Origin of the sequence: Paenibacillus planticolens (assembly GCF_013141725.1) — a bacterium.
Classification (GTDB): domain Bacteria; phylum Bacillota; class Bacilli; order Paenibacillales; family NBRC-103111; genus Paenibacillus_E; species Paenibacillus_E planticolens.
Map to the genome: position 1 here is coordinate 12,829 of NZ_WHNZ01000049.1, position 22,642 is coordinate 35,470.

Consider the following 22,642-nt stretch of genomic DNA (forward strand, 5'->3'; position numbering starts at 1 on the left):
GGCACCCCCGCTGATCAGCCATCACTATGGTTTTATTTCAGAAACATATTCTTGACCCGAGGCGCTTTCAACAGCTCTTCATAGCGAAAGGCGCTTCCAAGCGCAGAAACATCATGCCAATACAGCATCTCTTCGATCTGCTGTGCGGTGCCTTCCGGCACATAGGTCCGGCAGTTGGCGCACTCGATCGCCGGAACATCCAAAATCTGCACAGCCATCCTCCCGTCCGGCATGATCCAGTAGCAATCTTTGACACTATCCCGGACATCTTCGGTCTCACACCACATGCATTGCATAAGCTTATAGCCTCCTTCATGACCAACGGATATGTTTTGCGCAGCAGCTGCATCTGCCTAATAACGAAGCAATATGCATGCCAACTTTTGACCGACACAGCAAAGTATTGCAAGGCTAATATTCCGGATCTAAGCATATAACCATGTTAAGAAGAAGGGGGGAATGCGAAATGCCAAATGATCTGCCGGCATACAGCAATGAAATCGAACACGGCGACGATTATACGGTAAGCTTTTGCCTCGATTTCATGAACAAGAGACTGCGGGTAGACGACTACCATGGCAATGTGAATGCCATCTGCGCGCGCATAGCCGGTTTAGCCCAAAAGCATGCGCTGACCAAAGTTTTTATTAAATCGCGGGAAGAGGATTGGCAAACTTTTTTAGGAAAAGGCGGCATGTTGGAGGGCATTTATAAAGGATATTTTCGCGGCAAGGACGCCTACTGCATGGCATTTTATTGGGATCTGGAGCGGAGAAGCAGCGATTATTGGATGGAGGAGGATCGCATTTTGCAGCAGGTGCTGGCCCTTCCCAGCAAACCGGACCGGCCTGCCGTACCTGAGCACTTTACTCTGCGTTTAGCCCGCATCGAGGATTCGGAGTCCCTTTCGCATTTGTACGGCCAAATTTTTCAAACCTACCCTACACCTATGAACGATCCCGGCTATGTTGCAAAAACGATGAGGGATGGCACGGTTTATTATCTCGTCGAGTCGCAGGATGTGCTTATTAGCGCCGCTTCCGCAGAAATCAATACGGTGTACGCCAATGCGGAAATGACCGATTGCGCCACACTTCCCGCCTTCCGGGGCCAAGGACTCATGAAACTTTTGATGCATGCTTTGGAGGAGGAATTGATCGCTCGCCGGATTATTTGCGCTTACTCGTTATCCAGAGCTCTTTCCTTCGGCATGAATGCCGTTTTCTATCAGATGGGCTATGGGTACTACGGCAGGCTGACGAAAAACTGCGACATCTACGATAAATATGAGGACATGAATTTATGGGCCAAAGCTTTAAGCGGGCCGTGACCCTCTATGGTATCTATATGCGTTTCCTTCTCTGGGAAGAAGAAATGCCCAGCTCTTCCCGATATTTCGCCACCGTGCGGCGCGAGATCTGAATGCCCTCCTGCATCAGCAGAGCTGCCAGCTTGTGATCAGAGTAGGGTTTGGCCGGATTCTCGCTGCGGACCCATTCCTTCAATCTGCTTTTGACACGTTCGGAGGACGCTGCTTCTCCACTTTGATTTGGCAGGCCAGACGGGAAAAAATGCTTGAGCTCGAAGATGCCCCATGGCGTTTGGGCATATTTTCCGGCCGTTGCGCGGCTGACAGTCGATTCATGCATGCCCAGCTTATCGGCAATATGCTTCAATGTCATCGGTTTGAGATGGGCCGTCCCCCTCCAAAAAAACTCACTCTGCTCGTCTGCGATCGCTTGCGCCACACGGAAAATCGTCTTTCGCCGCTGCTCCAAGCACCTTAGGAAGAACATCGCCGATTGGATTTTGCCTGCCAGGAATCGGGCGGCTTCGTTCGTATCTCTTCCCTCCCTCGCGATTCGCTCATAGTAACCGTTCATCGAGAGCCGGGGAAGCGATGCCTGATGAGTGTGCACCGCGAGCCTTTCGCCTGATTGCTCAATGACGATTTCCGGCATGATATAGTGAACGGCTTCTGTATGAAAGGCAGCCCCGGGTCTGGGATTCACCCCCTTGATGACATCCATGGCTGCCTGAATTTCTTGCGGTGAAGCTTGCAAACGCTGCGATAGTTTGTGAACGTGATAACCGGCAACATCTTTCAGATGATGGCGAATGAGAACAGCGACCAATGGAAAGCTTTCAGCCAAAGACTGGACTTGCAAAAGCAGACATTCCCGCAAATTTCTCGCTCCTACACCGGTAGGCTCAAAGCTTTGCAAAAGGCTGATCGCCTGCTCCGCTAGCTCACCCTCCACCTTCAGAGCATCCGAAATTTCACTTAATGAAGGTCGAAGATAGCCATTAGCGTCCAAGTTCCCGATCATAAAAACAACAATTCGGCGCAGTGTTTGCGGTATTTTGGGCATGAACATGAGCTGCTCCTTCAAATGCCTTTCCAAGGATATCTCGTTCGAAGCGGCATGGTTAAGCAGATCATAGGGAGCGTCGGAGTCCCTCTTGCTGGTAGAACGATAGGTCGAAAACTCGGCAGCCCGCTCTTGAACGGGGGCGAATTCCAAAACCGGATTCTCATCCATCTCCTGCTGGACAACCTCCAGCAATTCCGGTGTCGAGAGCTGCAGGATCGTTATCGCTTTGCGCAGCTGCGGTGTCAACCGCATTTTCACCGATTGTTGTTGGAACATTCCGTACCCTGGGCGCATCAACATCATTCCTTTACGTTGTTGCTATAGTGTATTCACGCTAGAACGATCGCTTGCCACTTGGTCTGTAAACATTAAAAAAGCCCGCAAGGGGCCTTCACGCGCTTGAATCTAGTGAATTTTCATAGAGTACGTATAGAAAAATATATTTTGGACGAGTCTAGTAGCAATAACTCTATTATCTTTCTTTGAGGAGGAGCTATGATGTTTCGTAAGATCATGTATTGGACTTTCGTACTTCCACTGTTATTCAGCTTAGGGTATGCGGAAAAAGCCTATTCCTTCCCGGGCAGCGATGAAAATATGGAACTTCCGCCATTTTACAGTCTTGCAGCAAATGACACGGCAGCCGAGCCTGAAACCGATACCGTATCAACGGCCATGCCGCCAGCCACGCAATATCTGGTAAACAAAGGAGATACTCTGTACAAAATCGCCCGCGATTTTGAGATCGACGTGAACGACCTTATGGCCTTCAACAATATTGGGGACCCGCGGGGGCTCACAATCGGCCAAGTTCTGAAGATTCCTTCAGGCGGGACAGGATCATCTTCCGTTAAAACACAACCAAAAATTATAAAAAAAGTGATCAACACGACACTGACGGCCTATACGGCGGGCTTCGAATCTACCGGCAAAAAAGCCTCCCATCCATTGTACGGCATTACCTTCAGCGGTTTAAAAGCAAAGGAAGGACGAACGATCGCCGTCGATCCTGCCGTCATCCCTCTAGGCTCCACCGTTTTCATCGAGGGCATCGGCATTCGCAAAGCTGAGGATATCGGCTCGGCCATCCGCGGATCGAGAATCGATGTGTTCATGAACGATCTGAGTCAGGCGCAGGAATTCGGCGTGAAGAAGAATGTGAAAGTTTATTTGCTGGATCGAGAGAATATTTAGGAAGAATTCAGAATTCCCTCATGCTTCGACAATTCGTATCAATTTCCACCCGTTTACAACTTGGCCAGGGTTATTCATAATTACTTATGAGTTCCCATCTATTTCCAAGGAGTGATACGATGTCAAAGAGAATCCTAATTCTTACCGGCGATGCTGCAGAAGTCTTGGAAGTTTATTACCCTTATTTTCGAGTATTAGAAGAAGGGTATGAAGCCGTTATTGCTTCACCGACGAAGAAAGTGCTTCATACAGTCGTCCATGATTTTATCGAAGGCTGGGAAACCTACACAGAAAAGCCGGGGCATCTGCTGCCGTCGGATATCGCTTTTGCTGACGTCGATCCTAGTCAGTTTGATGGGCTTATCATTCCAGGAGGCAGAGCCCCTGAATACATTCGTTCGAATGAGCATGTTCCACGCATTATTCGTCATTTCCTTGAAGCTGAGAAGCCGGTGGGCGCTATTTGCCATGCTGCGCAAGTCTTTTCCGCTTTAAAAGACAATCGCTACTTTGAAGGACGCACCATGACAGCATATACCGCTTGCCGTTTGGACATCGAGCAGCTCGGAGCCAAGTATGCAGCCGATACGCTTCATGTGGACGGGAACTTAGTCTCTGGTCACGCTTGGCCGGATTTACCGGGCTTCATGCGTGAGTTTTTGATATTACTTTCTAACTAAGCTGCAAAAGTTGTATATACCGGGGGCGTTCATCCAGTGGGTGTCGCCAAATATAAAGACCAGTCCAAACACGCCGGTGTCAGACTGGTCTTTGTTTTCTTTATTTGTTCGTTAGCTTCTTCCAATCCTCATGCTGTTTCTTTACCCGCTTCCATAGCTCATCTCGTTCCAAGCCGGAGTAGGTGACAAGTCGTTCATTAAAAATAGACGACATGACCTCCAACCAATGGTTTTGGCTCGCTATCTCGGTCGATTCAACACCGCTATGATCCCACTTTTTCCATACGCAGCCTCTGAGTTCATTGCTCTCTAGTGCATGCCTCTGTCGTAGAAGAAACAAATTGATCCAAGGCGAATCGCTTGACCGGCTGTAATATTCATGATTAGGTATAAATAAGTCTAAATCCTGTACAACCTCAGGCGAGTAGTCGACGCCGGCATAAGCATGAAGCGGATCATGTTCCAAGCGCCAACCGTGCTCAGCGACACTAGACGATGTTACTTGATACTTCGCAGGTCCCTGTTGATACTCCCCAAATTGCAGCGGCAGCGGCTCATAGGGCATATCGCCGAGTCCGACATCAACGATCCACGGCTCGATCTCCCCTGTTTCATTTCTCAAACGGACCGTTACGCCCAGGTGAAATGAATTGATCCTCGGCTCCTCGCCGATTGGCTGAACGCCAGCTCTATGCCACGAAATTTGATAGCCTAAAGCCCGAAGAAGCGCAGCAAAAGCCCCATTCAAATGAAAACAATACCCGCTTCGATGATTGATCATAAGCTGAACCGTCTCCTGCACATCGATGGATGTCGGCCTACCCGCGTAAATATCAAGTGTTTGCCATGAAACATTGGCCACATGCGCTCTATGCAGATCAAACAAAAAAGCTCTGGTTGGAGCCTGAATCTCCTCAATGCCTATTCGGTTCAAATAGGCCGTTATTTCTGTCTTCGTTAGCATTCCATTCCCTCCTTCTACCCATCATTTTCAGCTATTTTTGCGGCCAACAGGATTATCCAATTAAAATCAGTTTCCCACTCAAGCCTGATGGACAATATATTGGACAAAGGTTATGCGGAATTTCAACGAGAAGGAACTCTGGTCCTCTATTCTCCAATATATGAGCAATATGACAAGTGAAAGGGAACTACGGTCCTCTATTTCACCGATTTTAGCCAAAATATAGCCTTTTGGGGCAAATAAGACCCTGTAGTTCCGTTCAAATGCCGAAATCCGCCCATTATGCATAAATAGCGCCCTCTGGTTCCCTCTTACGCTCGAATCCCCTGTAGTTCCCTGTATCTCCCTCCGCCTGGATGCCCTGTAAGCTACCTCTTACACCTGGATGCCCTGTAAGCTCCCTCTTACACCGGATTCCCTGCAAATCCTCTCTAACGCCTGATTTCGATGAGCGAACCATCCTGCGAACAAAAGAAGGGGCTACTCCCAAGTACCTGCGAGGCAGCCCTTTCCCCACTTTCTACTCAATCAGCAAAAGGCATTCATACTCACCGAACGAAACCTTCTCCATATTAGCCACTTGCGCATACCTGACTTCCGAAAGCAGCACATTCTCCTGCAAAACATGATCGAAACGCTCAAGCGCCGCTCTCAAACGAGCATCAACGTGAAGCGTCAAAATCACCCGTTTCTCAAGCGGTAAATCGAGCTTCTTGCGATAATCCTGAATGCCGCGGATCACTTCGCGAACAAGCCCTTCCTGCTCCAACTCCTCCGTGATGGCCGTATTCAAAGCAACATTGATTTGGTAACCCGCCGCGGAAGCAAAACCTGCTTTTCCTAGCTTTTCCACAAGGAGCTCATCCAGTGTGAGATGTATGGATTCGCCCTCAATGGTGACGTCCAAATATCCGTTATCAACGGCTTGTTTGGCATCTAGCGCGGAAAGCTGCTTCAAAAAGTTCTGGACGGGACCGACGAATTTTCCGTATTTTTTACCGGCAGCCTTTAAGTTTAATTTTAAACCATAGTCCACGAAGGTGCTCTCGTTCTTCTCCATACGAATTTGTTTCACGTTAATTTCATCTTTGATGATGTCTTCAAATCGTTCCAGATTAAACGCACGGTCCAGCGTAACAATGAGCTCGGATAAAGGCTGACGCGTTTTGATCCGGGTCTCGTTCCGAATGCTGTGGGCCAGCTCAACGATTTGGCGCGCGGTTGCCATATCGTTCTCAAGCGTCTCGTCGATCTCTTCTTCTTTCACCTTCGGGTAGTCAGCCAAATGAACGCTTCCTTCGCCGCCAAGGTTGCTGAAAATGTCCTCGGCAATGAGCGGGATGTAAGGGGCGGTCATCTTTGCGAATGTGATCAACACTTCGCGCAGCGTTTGGTAAGCCGCTACTTTATCCTCCGTCATTTGACTGCCCCAGAAACGGTCGCGAGAACGGCGAATGTACCAATTGCTCAGCTCATCGACAAAAGCTTCCATATGTTTGGCCGGGTTCAGAAAATCGTAATCCTCCAGTCCCTTCAGGACGTTCCGCAGGGTGGTATTCAATCTGGATAGCACCCACCGGTCCAATTCGTTCCTCGACGCTTGCTGCGGGTAGTCTTCGGCTTTATATTGATCAATCATGGCATACAAGGTATAAAAATAATGCGAATTGTTGATCGTATCCACCACTTTGGACTTCGCTTCGGCTACGATTTGCTTGGAAAAGCGCTTGCTGTTCCACGGTGCGCTATCAGCCAGCAGAGCCCAGCGGAAAGCATCCGCTCCGTATTCCTCTATGATTTCCCATGGATCAATGACGTTCCCTTTGCTTTTGGACATTTTCAGGCCGTTTTCATCCAAAACATGCCCGGTTGAAATAACCGCCTTATAGGGCAGCTCTCCGTTATACAAAGTCGATACCGCCATCAGACTGAAAAACCAGCCTCTTGTTTGGTCAATGCCTTCGCAAATCATATCGGCAGGGTACTGTTCTTGGAACTGTTTCTTGTCACCGAAAGGATAGTGGTACTGTGCGAAAGGCATAGAGCCGCTGTCGAACCACACATCGATCACTTCCGGCGTTCTATCCATGACTCCGCCGCAGGAGCAGCGCAATTTCACATCATCCACATAAGGTTTATGCAAATCCAAATTCTCATCGATCGGCGTTATGGATTTTTCCTGCAGCTCCTTCCTGCTGCCAGGCGCATCCTCTGCCCCGCAATCCTGACAAAGCCACAGATTAAGCGGAGTCCCCCAATAGCGGTTGCGGCTGATATTCCAATCGACCAGTTCCTCCAAAAACTTTCCGAACCGCCCTTCCTTGAGATGACCCGGATACCAGTTCACTTGATTGTTGTTTGCAATCAGTTGATCCTTCACGGCCGTCGTTTTGATAAACCAGCTTTCCATCGCATAGTAGAGAAGCGGAGATTTACAACGCCAGCAGAATGGATAGCTGTGCTCATACCGTTCCTTGGCAAACAGCAAATTGCGTTCGGACAAGCTTTTGACAATATCCACATCGCAATCCTTCACAAAGCGTCCGGCAAAATCAGCAACCTGTTCGGTATAACGGCCGGCCTGGTTCACGACGTTGACAAAATCCAGCTCATGCTGACGGCACGTGCGATAGTCATCCTCACCATGCGCCGGTGCGATATGAACGATCCCGGTACCACTCGTATCGCTGACATAGTCCGCATCGACCACGATATGCCCCCGGTTCACACGGATGTAGCCGAAAGGCGGCTCATAGGTGGTTCCTACGAATTCCTCCCCTTTGTGCGTCGAGAGGATCTCATAATTCTCTTTCAATACTTTTTCTACAAGATTTTTGGCAATGATGTAGACCTTACCGTTATGTTTGGCTTTCACGTAGTCGATGTCCTTATTCACTGCAAGCGCAACGTTCGCCGGAAGTGTCCAAGGCGTCGTCGTCCAGGCGAGGAAAATTTCTTGGCCGTTCCTGCTGCGGAATTCCACCGTCGCGCTCAAATCTTTGACATCTTCATAGCCTTGAGCCACTTCGTGCGAGCTGAGCGTCGTTTGACAGTCAGGGCAATAAGGGCTGACACGATGGCCTTTGTAGAGGAGTTCTTTCTTATGAATCTCGGACAAAACGTGCCAAACGCTCTCGATATAATCATTCGTTAACGTCACATAGGGGTTATCCATATCGGTCCAATACGCGATAGCTTCCGTCAGTTCCCGCCATTGCCTTTCGTATTCGAACACGCTGTCTTTGCACTTTTGAACGAATTCGGCGATCCCGTATTTTTCAATTTCCTGCTTGCCTGAAATGCCCAACTGCTTCTCCACGCCAAGCTCGACGGGAAGGCCATGCGTATCCCATCCGGCTTTTCGCACGACGCGGTAACCTGACATCGTTTTGTAACGGCCGATAAAATCCTTAATTACGCGACCGAGCGCGTGACCGATGTGGGGCTTGCCATTGGCGGTAGGGGGTCCCTCATAGAAAACAAAATTCGGTTTGTCGCTCCGGTGATCGATCGATGCGTGGAACGTATCGTTTTGCTGCCAGCCCTTCAGGATACGCAGCTCGCGGGTCCTTGCTTTTTCTTTTACATCCACTTTTCTCATGCGGGACATCCTCTCTCTTTTTAAAATAAAAAACAAAAAAATCCCGCCCCCTAAGGGACGAGATTCAACTCGCTATACCACCCTTGTTCCGAATGATCCATAACTCGATCCTCGGCACCTCCGCCTACGTACCATCATACGCGCCCCATGTAACGGCAGGATCCCGGGTCAGCTTACTCCAACAGCTTCAGCTTTCCTTCTCGGAGAGGATTTTCGGCTAAGTCTTGAACGTTGGCTTTCAGCACAATGGCCAACTCTCTGGGGGACAAGGGATTAGCGTACTCGATCTCGTCAATGAATTTACTCAGAACATTTAGTTAGTTCAGTTCTACACCTTTTTGAGCGAATTGTCAAATAAATAAGGGAAGTAAGGGCTGGGAACCGAATCTTTATTTATATCCAGACTTTACCAAGAAGTTGCCTACGGCACATGGGATAATGTCTCTATAAGCTGATTTAATGATGAGGTGGAGGTAGCCATAATGTCAAAGTTTACGATTCGCAAGATGCGGCAACCGGACGATTATGCGGCGGTTGCATCGCTGCTAAATTTGATCTGGTCGGAGCCGACAACCGCTGAACGGCTGCAGAAAGACGAGGATAGTATTCCTCCCGGCAAGCTGCATTACAATGAAGAAGGCCAGCTGATGGGATGGGACCGCCCCAAATGGGTGGCGGAAGACGAGCATGGACAAGTGGTGGGCTACGCAATTGCCTGGCGAGCTCCATGGACGGAGCCCGGGGAATTGAGCCATACCGTTGTCGTTCGCCCGGAAAACCGCGGGATTGGGATAGGAAGAGGCTTATACGATGCGCTCCGGCAGTGGGCATTTGAGGTCAGAGCCTCACGATTGATCGACTACATGAGGGAAACGGACGAGAAATCGCTGGCTTTTGCGGAACGGCGGGGCTATGTGAAGGAGCGCCATACATTCGAATCCGTTCTGGATTTGGCAGCGTTCGATGGCGGCACGTTGTATGATTCGGTAAACGAAGCAGAGCAAGCCGGCATCCGGTTCATTACACTGGCCGATGAGCCTGGCGAAGACAACGAGAGAAAGCTGTATGAGCTTTATAAAATTACGCATCCGGATATTCCCGGCTACTCCGGCAGCTTCCCTTGGTTCGAGGAATGGAAAAAATGGAGCATCGGGCAAGCCGGCGTACGCCCGGAATGGATTCATATCGCCAAGGACGGCGATCGCTATATTGGCGTTGTCACGCTCCAGCAGAACGAGCAAACTCGGGCTATGTACCATGAATTCACCGGGGTGCTTCCGGAATACCGGGGCCGCCGTATCGCACTCGCCCTCAAGATGCTCGGCGTGCAAACGGCTCGCGCATGCCAAGTTCCTTATTTGCGTACACATAACGATTCCATGAATGGCCCTATGCTGCGAATAAACCGCGATCTGATCGGCTTCCGAGCGGAACCCGGGAGTTACAAAATGGTGTGTGAGCTCAAGTAATCGCCATGGGAAACGGAACTACATTCGGTCTGGCATTTGCAAAATAGCGAACTGTAGTTCCCTTTCCATGCGCAAAGGCGCACGCCGTGCTTACCCGTGAACCCTTAACTTCTTTTTAATTCTTCCGGCGATCAGCTCCAGCAAGATGGCAAACGCCAGGATGAGATACGTGATAGCTCCAATTTCCCGCACATCATAATAATATGAGCTGGCCATAAACATATCATACCCAATGCCTCCTGCTCCCGCCGCCGCCCCCATGGCTACTGCGACTGCGAAATTGATCTCAAAACGCATAAACGTCCATGAGATCAAGTAAGAGACAGACGATGGCAGGACGGCTTGAAACACAATTTGCCACCAATTGGCGCCGCTTGCTTTTAAAGCCTCGATTACCCCTTTGTCCAGCTCCTCGAACGATTCCGAGTAGGCTTTAACCAGGTAGCTGATGGAATGGAATGTCATTCCAATCACGGCTGCAACACTGCCTAACCCCGCTGCAACCGCAAAAATCAAAACCCACAAAACAGTGGGAACTGCTCTAATAAAAGCAACTATGCCTTTAATGACGATGGAAACCTTAGGATTGGAAAGATTCTGGGCAGCCAATAAGCCGAGGAACAAAGCGATGACTGATCCGAACAGCGTTGTCAGAAAAGCCAGTCCCAGTGTAATAGTCAACTGTTGAACCGCCTCAACGAAGGAAAGGTGTTTGAAGAGCGGTTGGAAGAACATCGTTTTAACCGTGAGGGCTGTTGAATAGACGGCATCTAACAGCTCAATGTCCTTATAGTCAAACGTAGCGAAGGCATACAGCGTCAATACCGCCAACGCAGCCAAAGTGAGCCGGATCACCACTGTTTGTTTGTTGAATGGCTTTCTCTTGATGTGCTCTTTGATGGAGACAGATTGTATAGCTTCTTGAAGTCCCATTTTACAAAATCGCCCTCCTAACATAGATAGAAACCGTTTCGATGAGAAAAATCGTGAGGACGATAACGAGGACGACCAAGGAGGCAGAGCTGTAATTTAGGCTTTTGTAGTATAAGCTGAAAAGAAAGCCGATACCGGTGCCTGTCAAAATGCCAATCAATGTAGCCTGACGGATGTTTGTTTCCACCATGAACAAGATCCAGCTGAGCAGCTGCGGAATACTGGCAGGAAGCACCGATTGAAAAATGATCGGGAAATAACCTGCCCCCGTCGACCGTAGTGCCTCAACCGAGCTGCTGCTTACTTCGTCAATCGACTCCATGAAGGCGCGCGTTAAGAAACCAAAGGACCCGAAGAAGAGCGCGAAATAGCCCGTCAGCACATTTTGCCCAAAAGAAATCAATAGAATCATTGACCATGCAGCGACATCAATATTGCGAAATATCGTCGCAATCGAACGGCTTACAAAACTGAAAACACCGCCCACGCCTGTCGTATGGGAGCCTGCGATCGCAAACAACATGGCGAATACGGCTGCAACTGCGGTTGCTGCGATAGACACCAGTACCGTCTCAGTCAGGCTGCTCATAATGGCCGGAAGCCGCTTCATCGCTTTTTCATTGGGATAGAAGTTGCTAACCGCCCATTCAGCCGCTTTCGGTATCGAGGTGAAGCCCTTAATTACGTTATAGTTCGTAATCACAATAGCGATCACCGTCAGCGCCAGCAAGAACGTACAGAAGAGCAGCGTGTTCATCCGCTTTCTGGCAAAAAAGTTATCCCGCATATTGGGCCTCCAGCTCGTCTGTTTGCTCTTCAAGCTCTGCGCCGTAAATCACAGATAGCTGATCGCGCTTGATCTTCGCCGGAGGTCCGTCATAGACAATCGTTCCCTTGTTCACACCGAGGATACGGTCCGAATATTTCAGCGCTGTATCCACCTGATGCAGGTTAACGATAACCGTAATGCCCATGTTGGTAGAGATGGCGCGCAAGTAATCCATGATGACTTTGGAAGCATTCGGATCGAGAGAAGCGATGGGTTCGTCGCACAGCAGCATTTTGGGATCCTGCACCAAGGCACGGGCAATGCCTACCCTTTGCTTTTGCCCACCGCTCAGTTGGTCACAGCGTTTGTAAACCTGCTCTTCCAGCCCGAGAATTTTCAAAACCGCATAGGCCTGGCGCTTTTCCTCTTTGGAGTATAGCCCCAGCACTCCCTCCAGCGTGGACTTATAGCCAAGCCGTCCGTGCAGCACATTTTCGATGACGGTCAGCCTGTTCACCAAATTGTAGTGCTGAAAAACCATGCCCATCTGGGTTCTCAGCCGTTTCAACTCGCTCTTCTTAAAGTCCATAATGTTCATGCCATCGAAAATAATTTCTCCGCTGCTGGCGTCGATCATCCGGTTAATACAGCGAAGGAGAGTTGACTTGCCCGCCCCGGAGGGTCCGATAATCGACACGAACTCCCCTTCTCTCACCGTGAAATTAACATCAGATAACGCTCTTGTATCCGCGCCGTACTGCTTTGAAACCTGCTTGAATTCCAATAACGTTGTCATAGCGGCTCCCTTAATCGGTTTTGTCATTCATGAGGATAGGCTTATTTGGACAGCATTCTGACCGGATTGAAAAACGCATCTTCTACAGGCAGGAATTTTTCTTTGCCCGTCTTTTGCTTAAACAAACCGGAATCCTTTGAATCCTTAGGCAGGAAAATATTCGTGTTCTTCGTTACAGCATCGGATATAAAAGCATCCCGCAATTTTTTCAGATCTTCTGCGCTAATTGTGCCCGTGTTAATGGCAAACGGCGAGTTCAATACCGGCGTAACGGAAATGAGGCTAAATTCTTTGCCGACTTGCGTGTTGAACGGTTCGGCAGCTCCCTGCTTCACTTTATATACCGCTCCAGCCGTATTGGCTGTCCCTGAGCTTAGGTCAACATAGTTGGCGACACAAGTGTCACAGAAAGCCGCTACGTCTGCTTTACTCGTCAATAGATTAACAGCCGCACCTTGGTGTGAACCGCCGAACAGCACTTCACCGAAAAACTTATCCTTGCCGCCTTGAAGCAGATCATCAGCAGTTAAGCTCTTGAATTTGTCTTTTTTGCTAAAATAGTTAACGATGTTCGCAGACGGCACTTTAAATCCGGAAGTGGAGGAGTTCGACACGAACGAGAATTTTTTACCGGCAATATTGTCGATCGAAAATCCATTACCGCTCTTATACGCTTCTTCATCGCCTTTTCTTACGCTTAACCAGCTGTAGTATACAGCATCCTCCAGTGTGCCTGACTCTCCGCTCGGTACAACCAACGGCTGAACCTTATTATTCTTTGCATTGGCTTCAACATATCCTTGCGGTCCCATATAAGCTAGATCTGCGCTGCCGCTGGCAATAGCTTCAATAGCGATGATATAATCCGTCGTCGTTTTGTGTTCTACTTTTTTACCTGTTGCGGTTGCAATGACTTTCCCCAGTTCTTCCCGCGCCGTTTTTAACTCTGCACCGGATTCGTTCGGATACCACGCAACGGTGATCGTGTCTTTCGTCTTAACGGGAGCTGCTGCTTTCTGGGCATCCCTGGCTTTCGTACCGCAACCTGCCGCTACCGCAACCAGAGATAAAGAGATCAAGAGCGTTAACATTTTTTTCATGAACAGAACCTCTCCCTAATAAGGATATTTTCGAAAGAACCATTTCCAGTTTATCCCTCTATTATTTTCAGAATATTCTGTCAAAATTGAGAGATTGTAAACTTGCTCTTCTTTTCCGCCGTGTAAAATTTCCCATCCCTGATTTGATACTCTCGGTTGCACAGATGCTCCATAAATTCCAGGTCATGAAAAATGCCAAGCATGGTAGTGCCTTGCTGAATCAGTTGTTCGATCAATTGCTTCACTTTCAGCTTTGACCCGTGATCAAGGCTTGCCGTCGGCTCATCCAGCAGCAGCAGTCTTGGACGCTTGACCATGGCTCTCGCAATATTTAAACGCAGCTTCTCACCTCCCGAAAAAGTGGCCGGATAACTGTCCCACAGGCTGCGGTCGAGTTCGAAATGCTCCAGCATCTTGATCGTCTCCGCCTCCGCATACTGCGCATCTTCCCCCATTTCCACAATGGCATTGTGGACCAGATCTCTGGCTGTCGTGCGCGGCATGACGCTGAGAAATTGGGACACATACCCAATTTCGTGCTTGCGCAGCTCGATGATGGTCCGCTCGGTGGCGGCAGCCAGATCGATACGGCCGAATCGCTCCGAGTTATACCAGATATGCCCTGAATGAGGCAGGTACGTACGGTAAATGCATTTAAGAACGGTGGATTTACCGCTGCCGCTTTTTCCCGTAATCCCTACAAATTCGCCTTCTTTCAGGTATAAACTAACATCTTCAACCGCAGAAATTTGTTTATTCAAATTATGCAGGGTAAAAGATTTGGACAAATGTTCTATCGACAGCAAATTATCCACGCCATTTCCTCCTGTCAGATCCTGTAATTCGTTTTCTGAATCAGCTTGCCGTCCACGATAACGGCGGTCACAACCGGAAAATCGTCCGGCTCCAATCGCTCAATGATGAGCAAGTCCGCCTTCTTTCCTTCCCGGATGGAGCCGTATTCCGCGTCAATATTGACGGCTTGCGCCGGGTGCAGGGTGACAAGCTTGAACATTTCCACCAAATTTCTCCGCTGCGGTCCTGCCAATTGGAAAACCGCGTGGAGCATCGCTGCCGGGTAATAATCGCTGCACAAAATATCGATGCATCCATCCTCAATCGCTTCCGCTGCGGAGAGGTTGCCGCTGTGCGACCCGCCCAGAATGACATTAGGCGCTCCAGCTACCGTGTACAAGCCCTTCGCTTTCGCCTTCCGCGCGATGTCCAGCGTAATCGGGAATTCGCTAATGACGGTGCCGAAGCTCTGCACCAAGTCCAGCTTCTCCAGCGAATCGTCATCGTGCGAAGCGATCGCTATGTTTCGCTCTCTGGCCATCTCAGCGATTTCGCGAATCGCGTCTACCGTCATTTTCTCTTTCGTCTGGTGGTTGGCTATCAGGACGGCGATGTTTTCATCGGACATAGAATCGTAGCCGAGAACCGTCTTTTTATACACTTCCAAATCTCGATATTGTCCTTGCCCGGGCGTATGATCCATAAATGAAACTAAATGAACCTTCTCTTCCTCAATATAGCTCTTCAAATTATCGATCTGATCCAAGTTATCAATTTCAAATCTCGCATGAAAACGATGGCGGATTAAATGTTTGCTGCTGTGCGTGCTATCGATCAAATCAATGAGTTTCCGCACATTTTCAGGCTCGCGAATCGGACGGTACTTGTAATCAACCGATTTGAAAATAGACAGCGAGTGATACATCGTCGTAATGCCGTGTGAAATTAGCTCCTTCTCCGTTTCACGCAGGCCAATTTGAAAGTTAATGAGCGAAGTCGGTCTGGGGGCCGTCATATGCTCGATGTAATCGGAATGGATGTCGATCATCCCCGGAGTCACATATCCGCCGCCCGCATCGATGATTTCCGTGCCGGCCTCCACTACAATCTCACCTTTGGGAGCGATGCGGGCAATGCGATCGTCTTGCACCAGCATATCGTAACCCTCCAAAAGTGCTTCTTCCGTAATCATGATGCCGTTTGTTAGTAGATACATCAGAATGACCTCCTTTCGGGTAATGGCTATAACAGGGAATGCACCAACTGCTGGGTATACGCATGCTGCGGATCTTCAAGGATTTGGTCCGTCAAGCCTTGCTCGACGACACGTCCATCCAGCATCACCATCGTCCGGTCCGCTAGCATCCGGATCACGCCAAGATCATGGGAGACGAGCAGCATGCTGATCTTCAACTCTCTTTGCAGGTGCTTGATCAGATCGAGCACATTCGCTTGAACGGATAGATCAAGCCCCGTGGTTACTTCGTCCAGCAATAAAACAGGCGGATTATTCGACAGCGCTTTGGCAATTTGAACCCGCTGCTGCATGCCTCCGGAGAAGTTTTTGGGCGCTTCCTTCATCCGGTAAACAGGGATATGAACTCGCTCCAGCAATTCGCTTCCCCGTGACTCCATAGCGCCGACATTGCGATTTCCGGCAGCTATCATCTTTTCGGCAATATTGCCGATGGAAGAGAAGTTCATCCGCAGGCCCATAACCGGATTCTGATACACCTTGCCCATCAAATGATTGCGGATAAGTTTCTTTTGCTGGGAAGATTCCTGAAACATATTGGTCCCGCCTTCTTTATAGGGCTGAAGGTAAGCCTCGCCTCCGGTCACTTCCTGATCGAAGTAAAGGCATCTCATCAGTGTTGATTTTCCGCTGCCGCTCTCGCCTACGATGCCCAGAACCTCCCCCGGGTACAGATCGAAAGTGATGTCCTGACACGAATAAACGGTGCCGCAAGCCCGGCAGTAATTTCTCTCCAAATGACGATGCTCCGGGCTGCTGCATGCTGCACAGCCTGAGCCGAATTGTTTATTTAAATGATTAACACTCAAAATCGGGGATGAAGATGATCCCATCCTTCTTTCACCTCTTCCTGTTTAGAACGGCTACGGATTCATTCGCTCCGAGCAATAACTCGTGTCATTGCACTGGTAATACGTTTCGTCTGATTCAGCGTCATAAAGCTCATCCATAAATACATCCTGCGCTCCGCATTGCCGGCAGCTTTGACCCGGAAAAGACTCCGGTTCGAAGGGAACGTCATCAAACGCCAAGGAAACCACTTGCGTATAAGGCGGAACGGCATAGATTTTTTTCTCGCGTCCAGCCCCCAGTAAGATTAAGGCTTCCGAGTAGTTCATCTTCGGATTGTCGAACTTCGGAATGGGGCTTGGCGCCATGACATAACGGTCATGCACCATAACCGGATGATCCGCTCCCGTGGATACGCTGCGGTACTTCATAATTTGCTCGAACAGCATTAGCCATGCGCCGCTGTAGTCTTTCTCCCCATGCAGACGCTTCGTCTCAAGCTCGCTTGATTCGTACATCCGCAGCGGTTCCGGCATCGGAACTTGCAAAACGAGGATTTGCCCCTGCTCTAACGCAATTTCGGGAATGCGGTGCCGGGATTGGATGAGCGTGGCTTCTTTGGTTGCATCGACCGTCGGTACTCCCGTCGTTTTGTCAATAAGCTTCTTAATGCTGACCGCATTAACCGATTCATCGGAGCCCTGATCGATCACTTTCAGCACATCGCGCTTTCCGATCAAAGACAGCGTAAGCTGCAATCCGCCGGTCCCCCAACCGCGTCCAATGGGCAATTCCCGGGAGGCGAAGGGAACCTGATACCCCGGAATCGCAATCGCTTTAAGCGTGGCACGGCGGATCTCTCTTTTGGACCCTTCGTCCAGAAAGGCGAAATTGTATTGAATGCGCATTTGCACTACACCTCCTGGCTTTGGCCCGCTGGATTTTTTCTCGTTTTGCGAACATCGTTAAGCTTCGCTTGGAACGTAACGTAGTGCGGCATCTTCAAGTGGGAAATGAACCCTGTTGATTCCACGGAATCGATATGAAAAAGGACAAATTCCTCGTTTTGCGTCGGAATCGATTTGTCGCCTCTTTCGAGGCTTTTGTCCAGGATGCTCATGGCAATAGCTTTCGTTTCATTTTGTCCGTAGCAAAGCCCGTAACCGAAATCAAGCTGCAGCTCTTTTCGACCGTTCTCCTTCTCCACCGTCATTGGAACGAGCATTTCAACCTCCGTTACTTTGATGTCCCCGATAAAATAGGAGTCGTCCTCTTCACCGGAATTGGCGAGCGGGCTGTCGATATAAACGGGAAGCTCTCCGACGCGCAGCTCTCCGACTGTGGGGTGAACCATCCCATACCCGCGAATTACTGCGTAGGCTAATGATGTAACGGCTCCTGTTTGTCCTCTTGTTAAAATTTGCAATTTCTCGCTCCGCGTAGCCGGAAACGTCAGACTCGTCCGGGTGACATCATCCGGCTCAGTCGAATCCATTGGACATTCGGCAATGAGTCCTTCTTTTCTCAAATAATCCAACACTTTTGGAAACCGGCCATCCTGTGCATTGGCCATCTCTGCCATCGTGATTTGTTCCGCTTTGTGATAATCTCTCAACCACTCGGCTGCGGTTTCTTCCGTTTCATCCATCAGGTCGAAATCCAAGAGCCTATGGGAATAATCCATGGAAGCCCCTAAAATTTGCCCGCCGGGAATATCCTTGAACGAAGCGGAAATCCGTCTTTCCACCCGCATCTCCTCAGAGTGCACGGTTCTGGAATAATGCTTCCGGAGCAATGTCGAACGATAAGCGCGAAGCAGGAAAACCGCTTCCTCCGGATTACCTTCCGCCTGCTTAATGGCAAGTGCCGCAAGCTGTTCGCTGTACAGGCTGCTTTCCGACATGACCTGATCGACTAGCCCCCGCATTCCGGCTTCGATTGCAGAAACGTCCAGCACCTTGCCCTTGCGCAACCGTTCATATTGGATTCGTTGTAAAGATTGTTCAATTGCGCGTGTTCCGCCTTTGACCGCTACATAACCCATACGTTAGATTTCCTCCTTCACGACCTGCGTTGTCCTGGGCAAGGCAAGAATACGGTGGGAGGTATCTGTCACGATCAAGTCCAAGCCTAGTGGAAACTCCGCATTTCGTTCAGCCCGAATGTCGATCCAAGCTTCCGTCCCGTGTATTTCGGCTTTGGCCGTCGATTGAATGCCAGGACCGCTAAGGCGCAGCTTCGTTCCGCACGTTACGCTCTCCGTTTCGATAATGACCGTCGCTGAGCTGTGCGGGTCCGTCAGTTCTCCGATTTTGGCTGCTTCCATGGCACTATGCAAATAGCCGGGCGCGGCGTCGCGGAGTATGAAGATGAAGTCCGCTTCCTCCAATTGGGCATCTTTGGCATACGTAGATTGACTCAACAAATGAGTCACCTCGGCTTCCCGCTCTGACACCACTTTAAAAGTGACTTCCGTATCGAGCAGCATTAGAGCTGCTATATATGTCGCAGGCAGGCAGCCTTGAACCTGCTCAAGCTTTCCTGCTTCATCAGACAGGTCGGATATCGTCCCGGGCCTTGACATGGAATCAACTAGCTTTCTATATGCGGCTTGGATGTCATGAACCATATCCAGCATCATCAGCTACACTCCTTTCAATCTATATCCATCGTTTCAAAATCAACTTTCGTTCGTAACACACTCGTATGATCATCTTGCCGTTTCGCCGCTAATCGCTCACCTTCCGACAGCAGCAAAGCCGTCCAAGCCTCCGTTTCCTCCAAGCGGGCTGCATAAGCCGCGTCGATGACGGCCAGATCGTACGCTTTTTCCGGCTCATCGCCTTTCACGATGCCGATCCCAACGGCCCCTTCAATCTGGACCTTGCATTCGGTTACCAGCACCTCGCCCAAGTAAAACAAGCTTTTCTGCGCCGTTTCCCTTACTTTTACCATGACCAGTCCGTGGTTCGGCTCTTCCATTACAGCAACAGAGTAACGGCCTTTAATCTCATTAGCTAAAGCAGCAGCAAGCTGAGGTGAACCGTTAATCAGCACTTCCGTTCTTTGCTTCCTTTTCATGTCCTAAAGCCTCCTTCCTCCCTAAAAGAACCAACTTACTTCCATGACTCACACTATCTTGTTGCCAGGCTGGCAGCTGTTAAGTTTGTGTAAAAGACTTTTCTAAATTACGTAAGTAAACATATCCCCGCGATACATCGTTTTGCTGAATTCCAAAGTGCGCCCCGATGCGCCATCCCTGCATTCAGATTCCAGAACCAGCAAAGGGATCAGGCTGGAACAAGCCAGAAGCTCCCTTTCATATTTGGATGGATGTGTTAATCGAAGGGAGGTCTCGGAAGAATGAATGTGCGGGTAGCCTTGATTTTGGTAATACTTAAACATCGAAGTAATTTCTTTGCCTTCGCTTTCAATATGGGGAAATACGGACTCGGCTACGTAGGAAATGTGCAGCGCGATCGGCCTTTTGTCGATGATGCGAAGACGGCCGATTTTATAGACACGGTCAGCTTCGCCTATGGCAAGCGACTCGAAGATTTTGTGATTAAACTCGATAGGCTCGCAAAAAATATTTTTCGACTCATAGTTGTACCCAAGCTCCGTCATTTTCTGGCTAAAGCTTTTATTGGCGGAAAGCACCAAGGGGATTCGCAAGTTTCTGTCCTGAACAAAGCTGCCTTTTCCCTGTTTGGAGTAAATGTAGCCGAGCTCCTGCAGCCGTTCGTAGGCTTTGCGCGCGGTAATGCGGGGGACCTTGAACCAATCCGCGATCTCATTCTCCGATGGCAGTTTATCCTCAGGCTCATACTTGCCGGATTGAATCATCGCCATTAGATGATCCATAATATCCATCTCTTCAGACATCCCTTTCGCCTCCCTCCAAAGTCAGCCGTATTTCTTAATGAAGCCCGTGATATCATTCAGTTCATGGAATCTTTCCTCCAGAAGCTCACGCGACCAGTCCCACCATGCGATCTTGAATAAAGCATCTATGATTTCCTGCGGGAATCTTTGCTTGATAGGCTTGGCCGGGACTCCCACCACGACGGTATAGGGAGCGACATCCTTGGTCACGATAGCTCCCGATCCGATAACAGCGCCGGTGCCGATATGGACTCCTTTCATGACAATTGCGCCATGACCGATCCAAACATCGTGTCCGATCGTGACACGGTTGCCTCTGCGCCAGTTAAAAATCTCCTCGTCGTTCGTCTCCGCGAATCCGAAAGCGGCTCTCCGGTACGTCATATGATGCTGTGTCACCCGGTCCATTGGATGATCTACGGGATTTATGCAAACGTGAGAAGCTATGGACGTGAACTTGCCCACTTCCGCATAGTTGATCGTCACATCGTCCATCGTGTAGGTGTAATCCCCAATGCGGGATTCGATTATTTGATTGTTAGGTCCGATAGAGGTCCACTCTCCGGCAAAGCTGTTCGATATATGACTGCTGGCATGAACGGCCGGCTCCGGCGATAGTGGAAGGCTGGAATGGGTTTGATGGATAGGCTTCATATTATTTCATCTCCTTGGATAGTGCGTGCTTCCGTTCCCGAAGTTCGTTCACGACGGCCAATCCGGGAGAATTGCTCCCCAGCTTGACGTCTCTTTCGCCATAAAATCCATGAAAATCCGAGCCACCGGTCATCGTCAGGTTGAACTCTAAAGCATGCTCACGGGCTCTAAGCTCATCCTCCGGGGTATGCAGCGGATGCCAAACCTCGATACCTTGCAGACCGGCCTCCACCAACTGCGGAACAGCTTCGAAGTTCCCGTATTGTCCCGGATGTGCCAACACAGGAACACCGCCCGCTTGCAAAATAACCCGCACGGCCTCACACGCATCGACGTACTCTGTCGGGATATAAGCGATGCCCGGCTGCTCTTCGTTTTGACCGCGAGAGAACAGCTTTTTATATAAATCGCCATAGATCGTTGTTGTATAGCCTTGGTCAATCAAGGCGTGCATAATATGCTGCTTATAGACCCCGGTTCCGCCTTCCACATGCTTCATCACATCTTCCCAAGTAATGGCGTATCCCGCCTTGATTAATCTCTCTACCGCAGTCAAGCAGCCTTGGTGGCGCCTTTCCAGCAGCGGGCTGCATAACGACTCAATGGCTGCGCTCCCAGGCTCTATATAATAGCCGAGAATATGAACTCTCCGCCGTCTTTTAAAGTCATAGCCGGAGATTTCAATGCCCGGAATGATCTCAACGCCTCGTTCCTTCCCCGTATGCATCATTTGATGAAGCTCACGGGTTGTATCGTGATTCGTGATAGCCAGATGGCTTACACCTTCTTGGATAGCGAGATTCAATATTTCATCGAACGTGAATGATCCGTCCGACAACCTGGTATGACAATGCAGTTCTACTTTCATAGAAGCCTCCTAGATTGATGAGTATGGAAAAACTCACATGAAATGTGTGTTTCCTTGGATTTATTTTGTTCTGTATATCAAGTTTAACTTGATGCCAAGTTTATAGGGTTAAAGCTATGTAATGCCCACGTTAAGAAATTGTAAGGAAACGCAAAAAGATCTAGCGGAAGGTTGTATCCGCTAGATCTTTTTGTGGCCGTGCATGCACTAGTGCCGGGGATTGTGTGGCGGCTCGCGCGAGTGGGAACTATGATCCGCTATTTCTGAGCAAAGCGGCACTTCGGCATTTTTAAGGAGCCTACGATCCGCTATTTTGCCGATTTCGGCTAATTATTAGGCATTGGCGGGCAAATAAGGCCCTGTAGTTCCGCTTAGACTCTGAAAAGCGCCAGATCAGCTGAAATAGCGGCCTGTAGTTCCCCCTAGTGCAAAAGGGGATATCACTTTGCGATGATTTCGCCTTATGAATGCGCTAAAAAGCAAATAGCCTTTCTGAGATTTCTCTCAAAAAGGCT

22 protein-coding genes and 1 other annotated feature are annotated in these 22,642 nt (G+C 49.4%); of the genes, 4 read left to right on the forward strand and 18 right to left on the reverse strand.

All coding sequences use genetic code 11. The features are described 5' to 3' along the window. Positions 1 to 32: 32 nt before the first annotated feature. Positions 33 to 296 (reverse strand): YokU family protein, encoded by a 264-nt coding sequence (locus tag GC097_RS23580; protein ID WP_171685761.1) that lies wholly within the window; start codon positions 294 to 296, stop codon positions 33 to 35. A gap of 170 nt (positions 297 to 466) precedes the next feature. Between GC097_RS23580 and ablB the strand changes: the two genes are divergently transcribed. Continuing rightward, positions 467 to 1,330, forward strand: coding sequence for a putative beta-lysine N-acetyltransferase (gene ablB, locus GC097_RS23585; RefSeq protein WP_171685762.1), 864 nt, complete (start codon positions 467 to 469; stop codon positions 1,328 to 1,330). Positions 1,331 to 1,343: 13 nt separating this feature from the next. Here ablB and rpoN read toward each other — a convergent pair whose 3' ends face one another. Beyond that, positions 1,344 to 2,651, reverse strand: coding sequence for an RNA polymerase factor sigma-54 (gene rpoN, locus GC097_RS23590; RefSeq protein ID WP_171685763.1), 1,308 nt, complete (start codon positions 2,649 to 2,651; stop codon positions 1,344 to 1,346). 222 nt (positions 2,652 to 2,873) lie between these two features. Here rpoN and GC097_RS23595 point away from each other — a divergent pair, with 222 nt between their 5' ends. Next, positions 2,874 to 3,569, forward strand: a complete 696-nt coding sequence (locus GC097_RS23595; protein ID WP_246294426.1) for a 3D domain-containing protein — start codon at positions 2,874 to 2,876, stop codon at positions 3,567 to 3,569. A gap of 119 nt (positions 3,570 to 3,688) precedes the next feature. After that, positions 3,689 to 4,249: a DJ-1/PfpI family protein gene (locus GC097_RS23600; RefSeq protein WP_171685765.1), complete on the forward strand. Its 561-nt coding sequence runs from the start codon at positions 3,689 to 3,691 to the stop codon at positions 4,247 to 4,249. A gap of 100 nt (positions 4,250 to 4,349) precedes the next feature. Here the strand turns inward: GC097_RS23600 and GC097_RS23605 are convergent, their stop codons facing one another. Together GC097_RS23605 and ileS are read right to left on the reverse strand one after the other, a co-directional pair. After that, positions 4,350 to 5,213 (reverse strand): arylamine N-acetyltransferase family protein, encoded by an 864-nt coding sequence (locus GC097_RS23605; RefSeq protein WP_171685766.1) that lies wholly within the window; start codon positions 5,211 to 5,213, stop codon positions 4,350 to 4,352. Between the two features lie 520 nt (positions 5,214 to 5,733). Next, positions 5,734 to 8,814, reverse strand: a complete 3,081-nt coding sequence (gene ileS / locus GC097_RS23610; RefSeq protein WP_171685767.1) for an isoleucine--tRNA ligase — start codon at positions 8,812 to 8,814, stop codon at positions 5,734 to 5,736. Positions 8,815 to 8,864: 50 nt separating this feature from the next. Continuing rightward, positions 8,865 to 9,118: a binding site (T-box leader), on the reverse strand. A gap of 178 nt (positions 9,119 to 9,296) precedes the next feature. On the opposite strand from ileS, the gene GC097_RS23615 reads away from it, so the two are divergent. Continuing rightward, positions 9,297 to 10,283: a GNAT family N-acetyltransferase gene (locus GC097_RS23615; RefSeq protein ID WP_171685768.1), complete on the forward strand. Its 987-nt coding sequence runs from the start codon at positions 9,297 to 9,299 to the stop codon at positions 10,281 to 10,283. A gap of 90 nt (positions 10,284 to 10,373) precedes the next feature. On the opposite strand, the gene GC097_RS23620 is transcribed toward GC097_RS23615, so the two are convergent. The 14 genes from GC097_RS23620 to GC097_RS23685 all read right to left on the reverse strand — a co-directional run bounded on the left by GC097_RS23620 (position 10,374) and on the right by GC097_RS23685 (position 22,127). Continuing rightward, positions 10,374 to 11,216 (reverse strand): PhnE/PtxC family ABC transporter permease, encoded by an 843-nt coding sequence (locus GC097_RS23620; RefSeq protein ID WP_171685769.1) that lies wholly within the window; start codon positions 11,214 to 11,216, stop codon positions 10,374 to 10,376. Between the two features lies 1 nt (position 11,217). Then, positions 11,218 to 12,003 (reverse strand): PhnE/PtxC family ABC transporter permease, encoded by a 786-nt coding sequence (locus GC097_RS23625; protein ID WP_171685770.1) that lies wholly within the window; start codon positions 12,001 to 12,003, stop codon positions 11,218 to 11,220. After that, positions 11,993 to 12,781 (reverse strand): phosphonate ABC transporter ATP-binding protein, encoded by a 789-nt coding sequence (phnC, locus tag GC097_RS23630; protein WP_171685783.1) that lies wholly within the window; start codon positions 12,779 to 12,781, stop codon positions 11,993 to 11,995. Before phnC ends, GC097_RS23625 begins: the two co-directional genes overlap by 11 nt. Before the next feature lie 41 nt (positions 12,782 to 12,822). Continuing rightward, positions 12,823 to 13,881 carry a PhnD/SsuA/transferrin family substrate-binding protein gene (locus GC097_RS23635; RefSeq protein WP_171685771.1) on the reverse strand — a complete coding sequence of 353 codons (1,059 nt, stop codon included), beginning with the start codon at positions 13,879 to 13,881 and terminating at the stop codon, positions 12,823 to 12,825. Between the two features lie 80 nt (positions 13,882 to 13,961). Next, positions 13,962 to 14,696, reverse strand: a complete 735-nt coding sequence (locus tag GC097_RS23640) for a phosphonate C-P lyase system protein PhnL (protein WP_171685772.1) — start codon at positions 14,694 to 14,696, stop codon at positions 13,962 to 13,964. Positions 14,697 to 14,710: 14 nt separating this feature from the next. Beyond that, the gene (gene phnM, locus GC097_RS23645) at positions 14,711 to 15,892 is read right to left on the reverse strand and encodes a phosphonate metabolism protein PhnM (RefSeq protein WP_171685773.1); all 1,182 of its coding nucleotides are present in this window, start codon (positions 15,890 to 15,892) and stop codon (positions 14,711 to 14,713) included. A gap of 26 nt (positions 15,893 to 15,918) precedes the next feature. Next, complete coding sequence (locus GC097_RS23650) at positions 15,919 to 16,764, reverse strand: ATP-binding cassette domain-containing protein (protein WP_171685774.1); 846 nt, start codon at positions 16,762 to 16,764, stop codon at positions 15,919 to 15,921. A 30-nt stretch (positions 16,765 to 16,794) separates the two neighbouring features. Further along, positions 16,795 to 17,628 (reverse strand): alpha-D-ribose 1-methylphosphonate 5-phosphate C-P-lyase PhnJ, encoded by an 834-nt coding sequence (locus tag GC097_RS23655; RefSeq protein WP_171685775.1) that lies wholly within the window; start codon positions 17,626 to 17,628, stop codon positions 16,795 to 16,797. Between the two features lie 5 nt (positions 17,629 to 17,633). After that, positions 17,634 to 18,764: a carbon-phosphorus lyase complex subunit PhnI gene (locus GC097_RS23660; RefSeq protein ID WP_171685776.1), complete on the reverse strand. Its 1,131-nt coding sequence runs from the start codon at positions 18,762 to 18,764 to the stop codon at positions 17,634 to 17,636. A gap of 3 nt (positions 18,765 to 18,767) precedes the next feature. Beyond that, positions 18,768 to 19,361 (reverse strand): phosphonate C-P lyase system protein PhnH, encoded by a 594-nt coding sequence (phnH, locus tag GC097_RS23665; protein WP_171685777.1) that lies wholly within the window; start codon positions 19,359 to 19,361, stop codon positions 18,768 to 18,770. A gap of 14 nt (positions 19,362 to 19,375) precedes the next feature. Then, positions 19,376 to 19,801 carry a phosphonate C-P lyase system protein PhnG gene (phnG, locus tag GC097_RS23670; protein WP_171685778.1) on the reverse strand — a complete coding sequence of 142 codons (426 nt, stop codon included), beginning with the start codon at positions 19,799 to 19,801 and terminating at the stop codon, positions 19,376 to 19,378. Positions 19,802 to 19,903: 102 nt separating this feature from the next. Then, positions 19,904 to 20,605: a GntR family transcriptional regulator gene (locus GC097_RS23675; RefSeq protein WP_171685779.1), complete on the reverse strand. Its 702-nt coding sequence runs from the start codon at positions 20,603 to 20,605 to the stop codon at positions 19,904 to 19,906. Positions 20,606 to 20,626: 21 nt separating this feature from the next. Next, complete coding sequence (locus tag GC097_RS23680) at positions 20,627 to 21,259, reverse strand: DapH/DapD/GlmU-related protein (protein WP_171685780.1); 633 nt, start codon at positions 21,257 to 21,259, stop codon at positions 20,627 to 20,629. A gap of 1 nt (position 21,260) precedes the next feature. Then, positions 21,261 to 22,127, reverse strand: a complete 867-nt coding sequence (locus GC097_RS23685) for a PHP domain-containing protein (protein ID WP_171685781.1) — start codon at positions 22,125 to 22,127, stop codon at positions 21,261 to 21,263. Positions 22,128 to 22,642 lie beyond the last annotated feature (515 nt).

Coding starts and splice junctions, on each gene's coding strand:
- GC097_RS23580 (WP_171685761.1), bottom strand. CDS start 296: ATGCAATGCATGTGGTGTGAGACCGAAGATGTCCGGGATAGTGTCAAA.
- ablB (WP_171685762.1), top strand. CDS start 467: ATGCCAAATGATCTGCCGGCATACAGCAATGAAATCGAACACGGCGAC.
- rpoN (WP_171685763.1), bottom strand. CDS start 2,651: ATGTTCCAACAACAATCGGTGAAAATGCGGTTGACACCGCAGCTGCGC.
- GC097_RS23595 (WP_246294426.1), top strand. CDS start 2,874: ATGTTTCGTAAGATCATGTATTGGACTTTCGTACTTCCACTGTTATTC.
- GC097_RS23600 (WP_171685765.1), top strand. CDS start 3,689: ATGTCAAAGAGAATCCTAATTCTTACCGGCGATGCTGCAGAAGTCTTG.
- GC097_RS23605 (WP_171685766.1), bottom strand. CDS start 5,213: ATGCTAACGAAGACAGAAATAACGGCCTATTTGAACCGAATAGGCATT.
- ileS (WP_171685767.1), bottom strand. CDS start 8,814: ATGAGAAAAGTGGATGTAAAAGAAAAAGCAAGGACCCGCGAGCTGCGT.
- GC097_RS23615 (WP_171685768.1), top strand. CDS start 9,297: ATGTCAAAGTTTACGATTCGCAAGATGCGGCAACCGGACGATTATGCG.
- GC097_RS23620 (WP_171685769.1), bottom strand. CDS start 11,216: ATGGGACTTCAAGAAGCTATACAATCTGTCTCCATCAAAGAGCACATC.
- GC097_RS23625 (WP_171685770.1), bottom strand. CDS start 12,003: ATGCGGGATAACTTTTTTGCCAGAAAGCGGATGAACACGCTGCTCTTC.
- phnC (WP_171685783.1), bottom strand. CDS start 12,781: ATGACAACGTTATTGGAATTCAAGCAGGTTTCAAAGCAGTACGGCGCG.
- GC097_RS23635 (WP_171685771.1), bottom strand. CDS start 13,881: ATGAAAAAAATGTTAACGCTCTTGATCTCTTTATCTCTGGTTGCGGTA.
- phnM (WP_171685773.1), bottom strand. CDS start 15,892: ATGTATCTACTAACAAACGGCATCATGATTACGGAAGAAGCACTTTTG.
- GC097_RS23650 (WP_171685774.1), bottom strand. CDS start 16,764: ATGGGATCATCTTCATCCCCGATTTTGAGTGTTAATCATTTAAATAAA.
- GC097_RS23655 (WP_171685775.1), bottom strand. CDS start 17,628: ATGCGCATTCAATACAATTTCGCCTTTCTGGACGAAGGGTCCAAAAGA.
- GC097_RS23660 (WP_171685776.1), bottom strand. CDS start 18,764: ATGGGTTATGTAGCGGTCAAAGGCGGAACACGCGCAATTGAACAATCT.
- phnH (WP_171685777.1), bottom strand. CDS start 19,361: ATGATGCTGGATATGGTTCATGACATCCAAGCCGCATATAGAAAGCTA.
- phnG (WP_171685778.1), bottom strand. CDS start 19,801: ATGAAAAGGAAGCAAAGAACGGAAGTGCTGATTAACGGTTCACCTCAG.
- GC097_RS23675 (WP_171685779.1), bottom strand. CDS start 20,605: ATGTCTGAAGAGATGGATATTATGGATCATCTAATGGCGATGATTCAA.
- GC097_RS23680 (WP_171685780.1), bottom strand. CDS start 21,259: ATGAAGCCTATCCATCAAACCCATTCCAGCCTTCCACTATCGCCGGAG.
- GC097_RS23685 (WP_171685781.1), bottom strand. CDS start 22,127: ATGAAAGTAGAACTGCATTGTCATACCAGGTTGTCGGACGGATCATTC.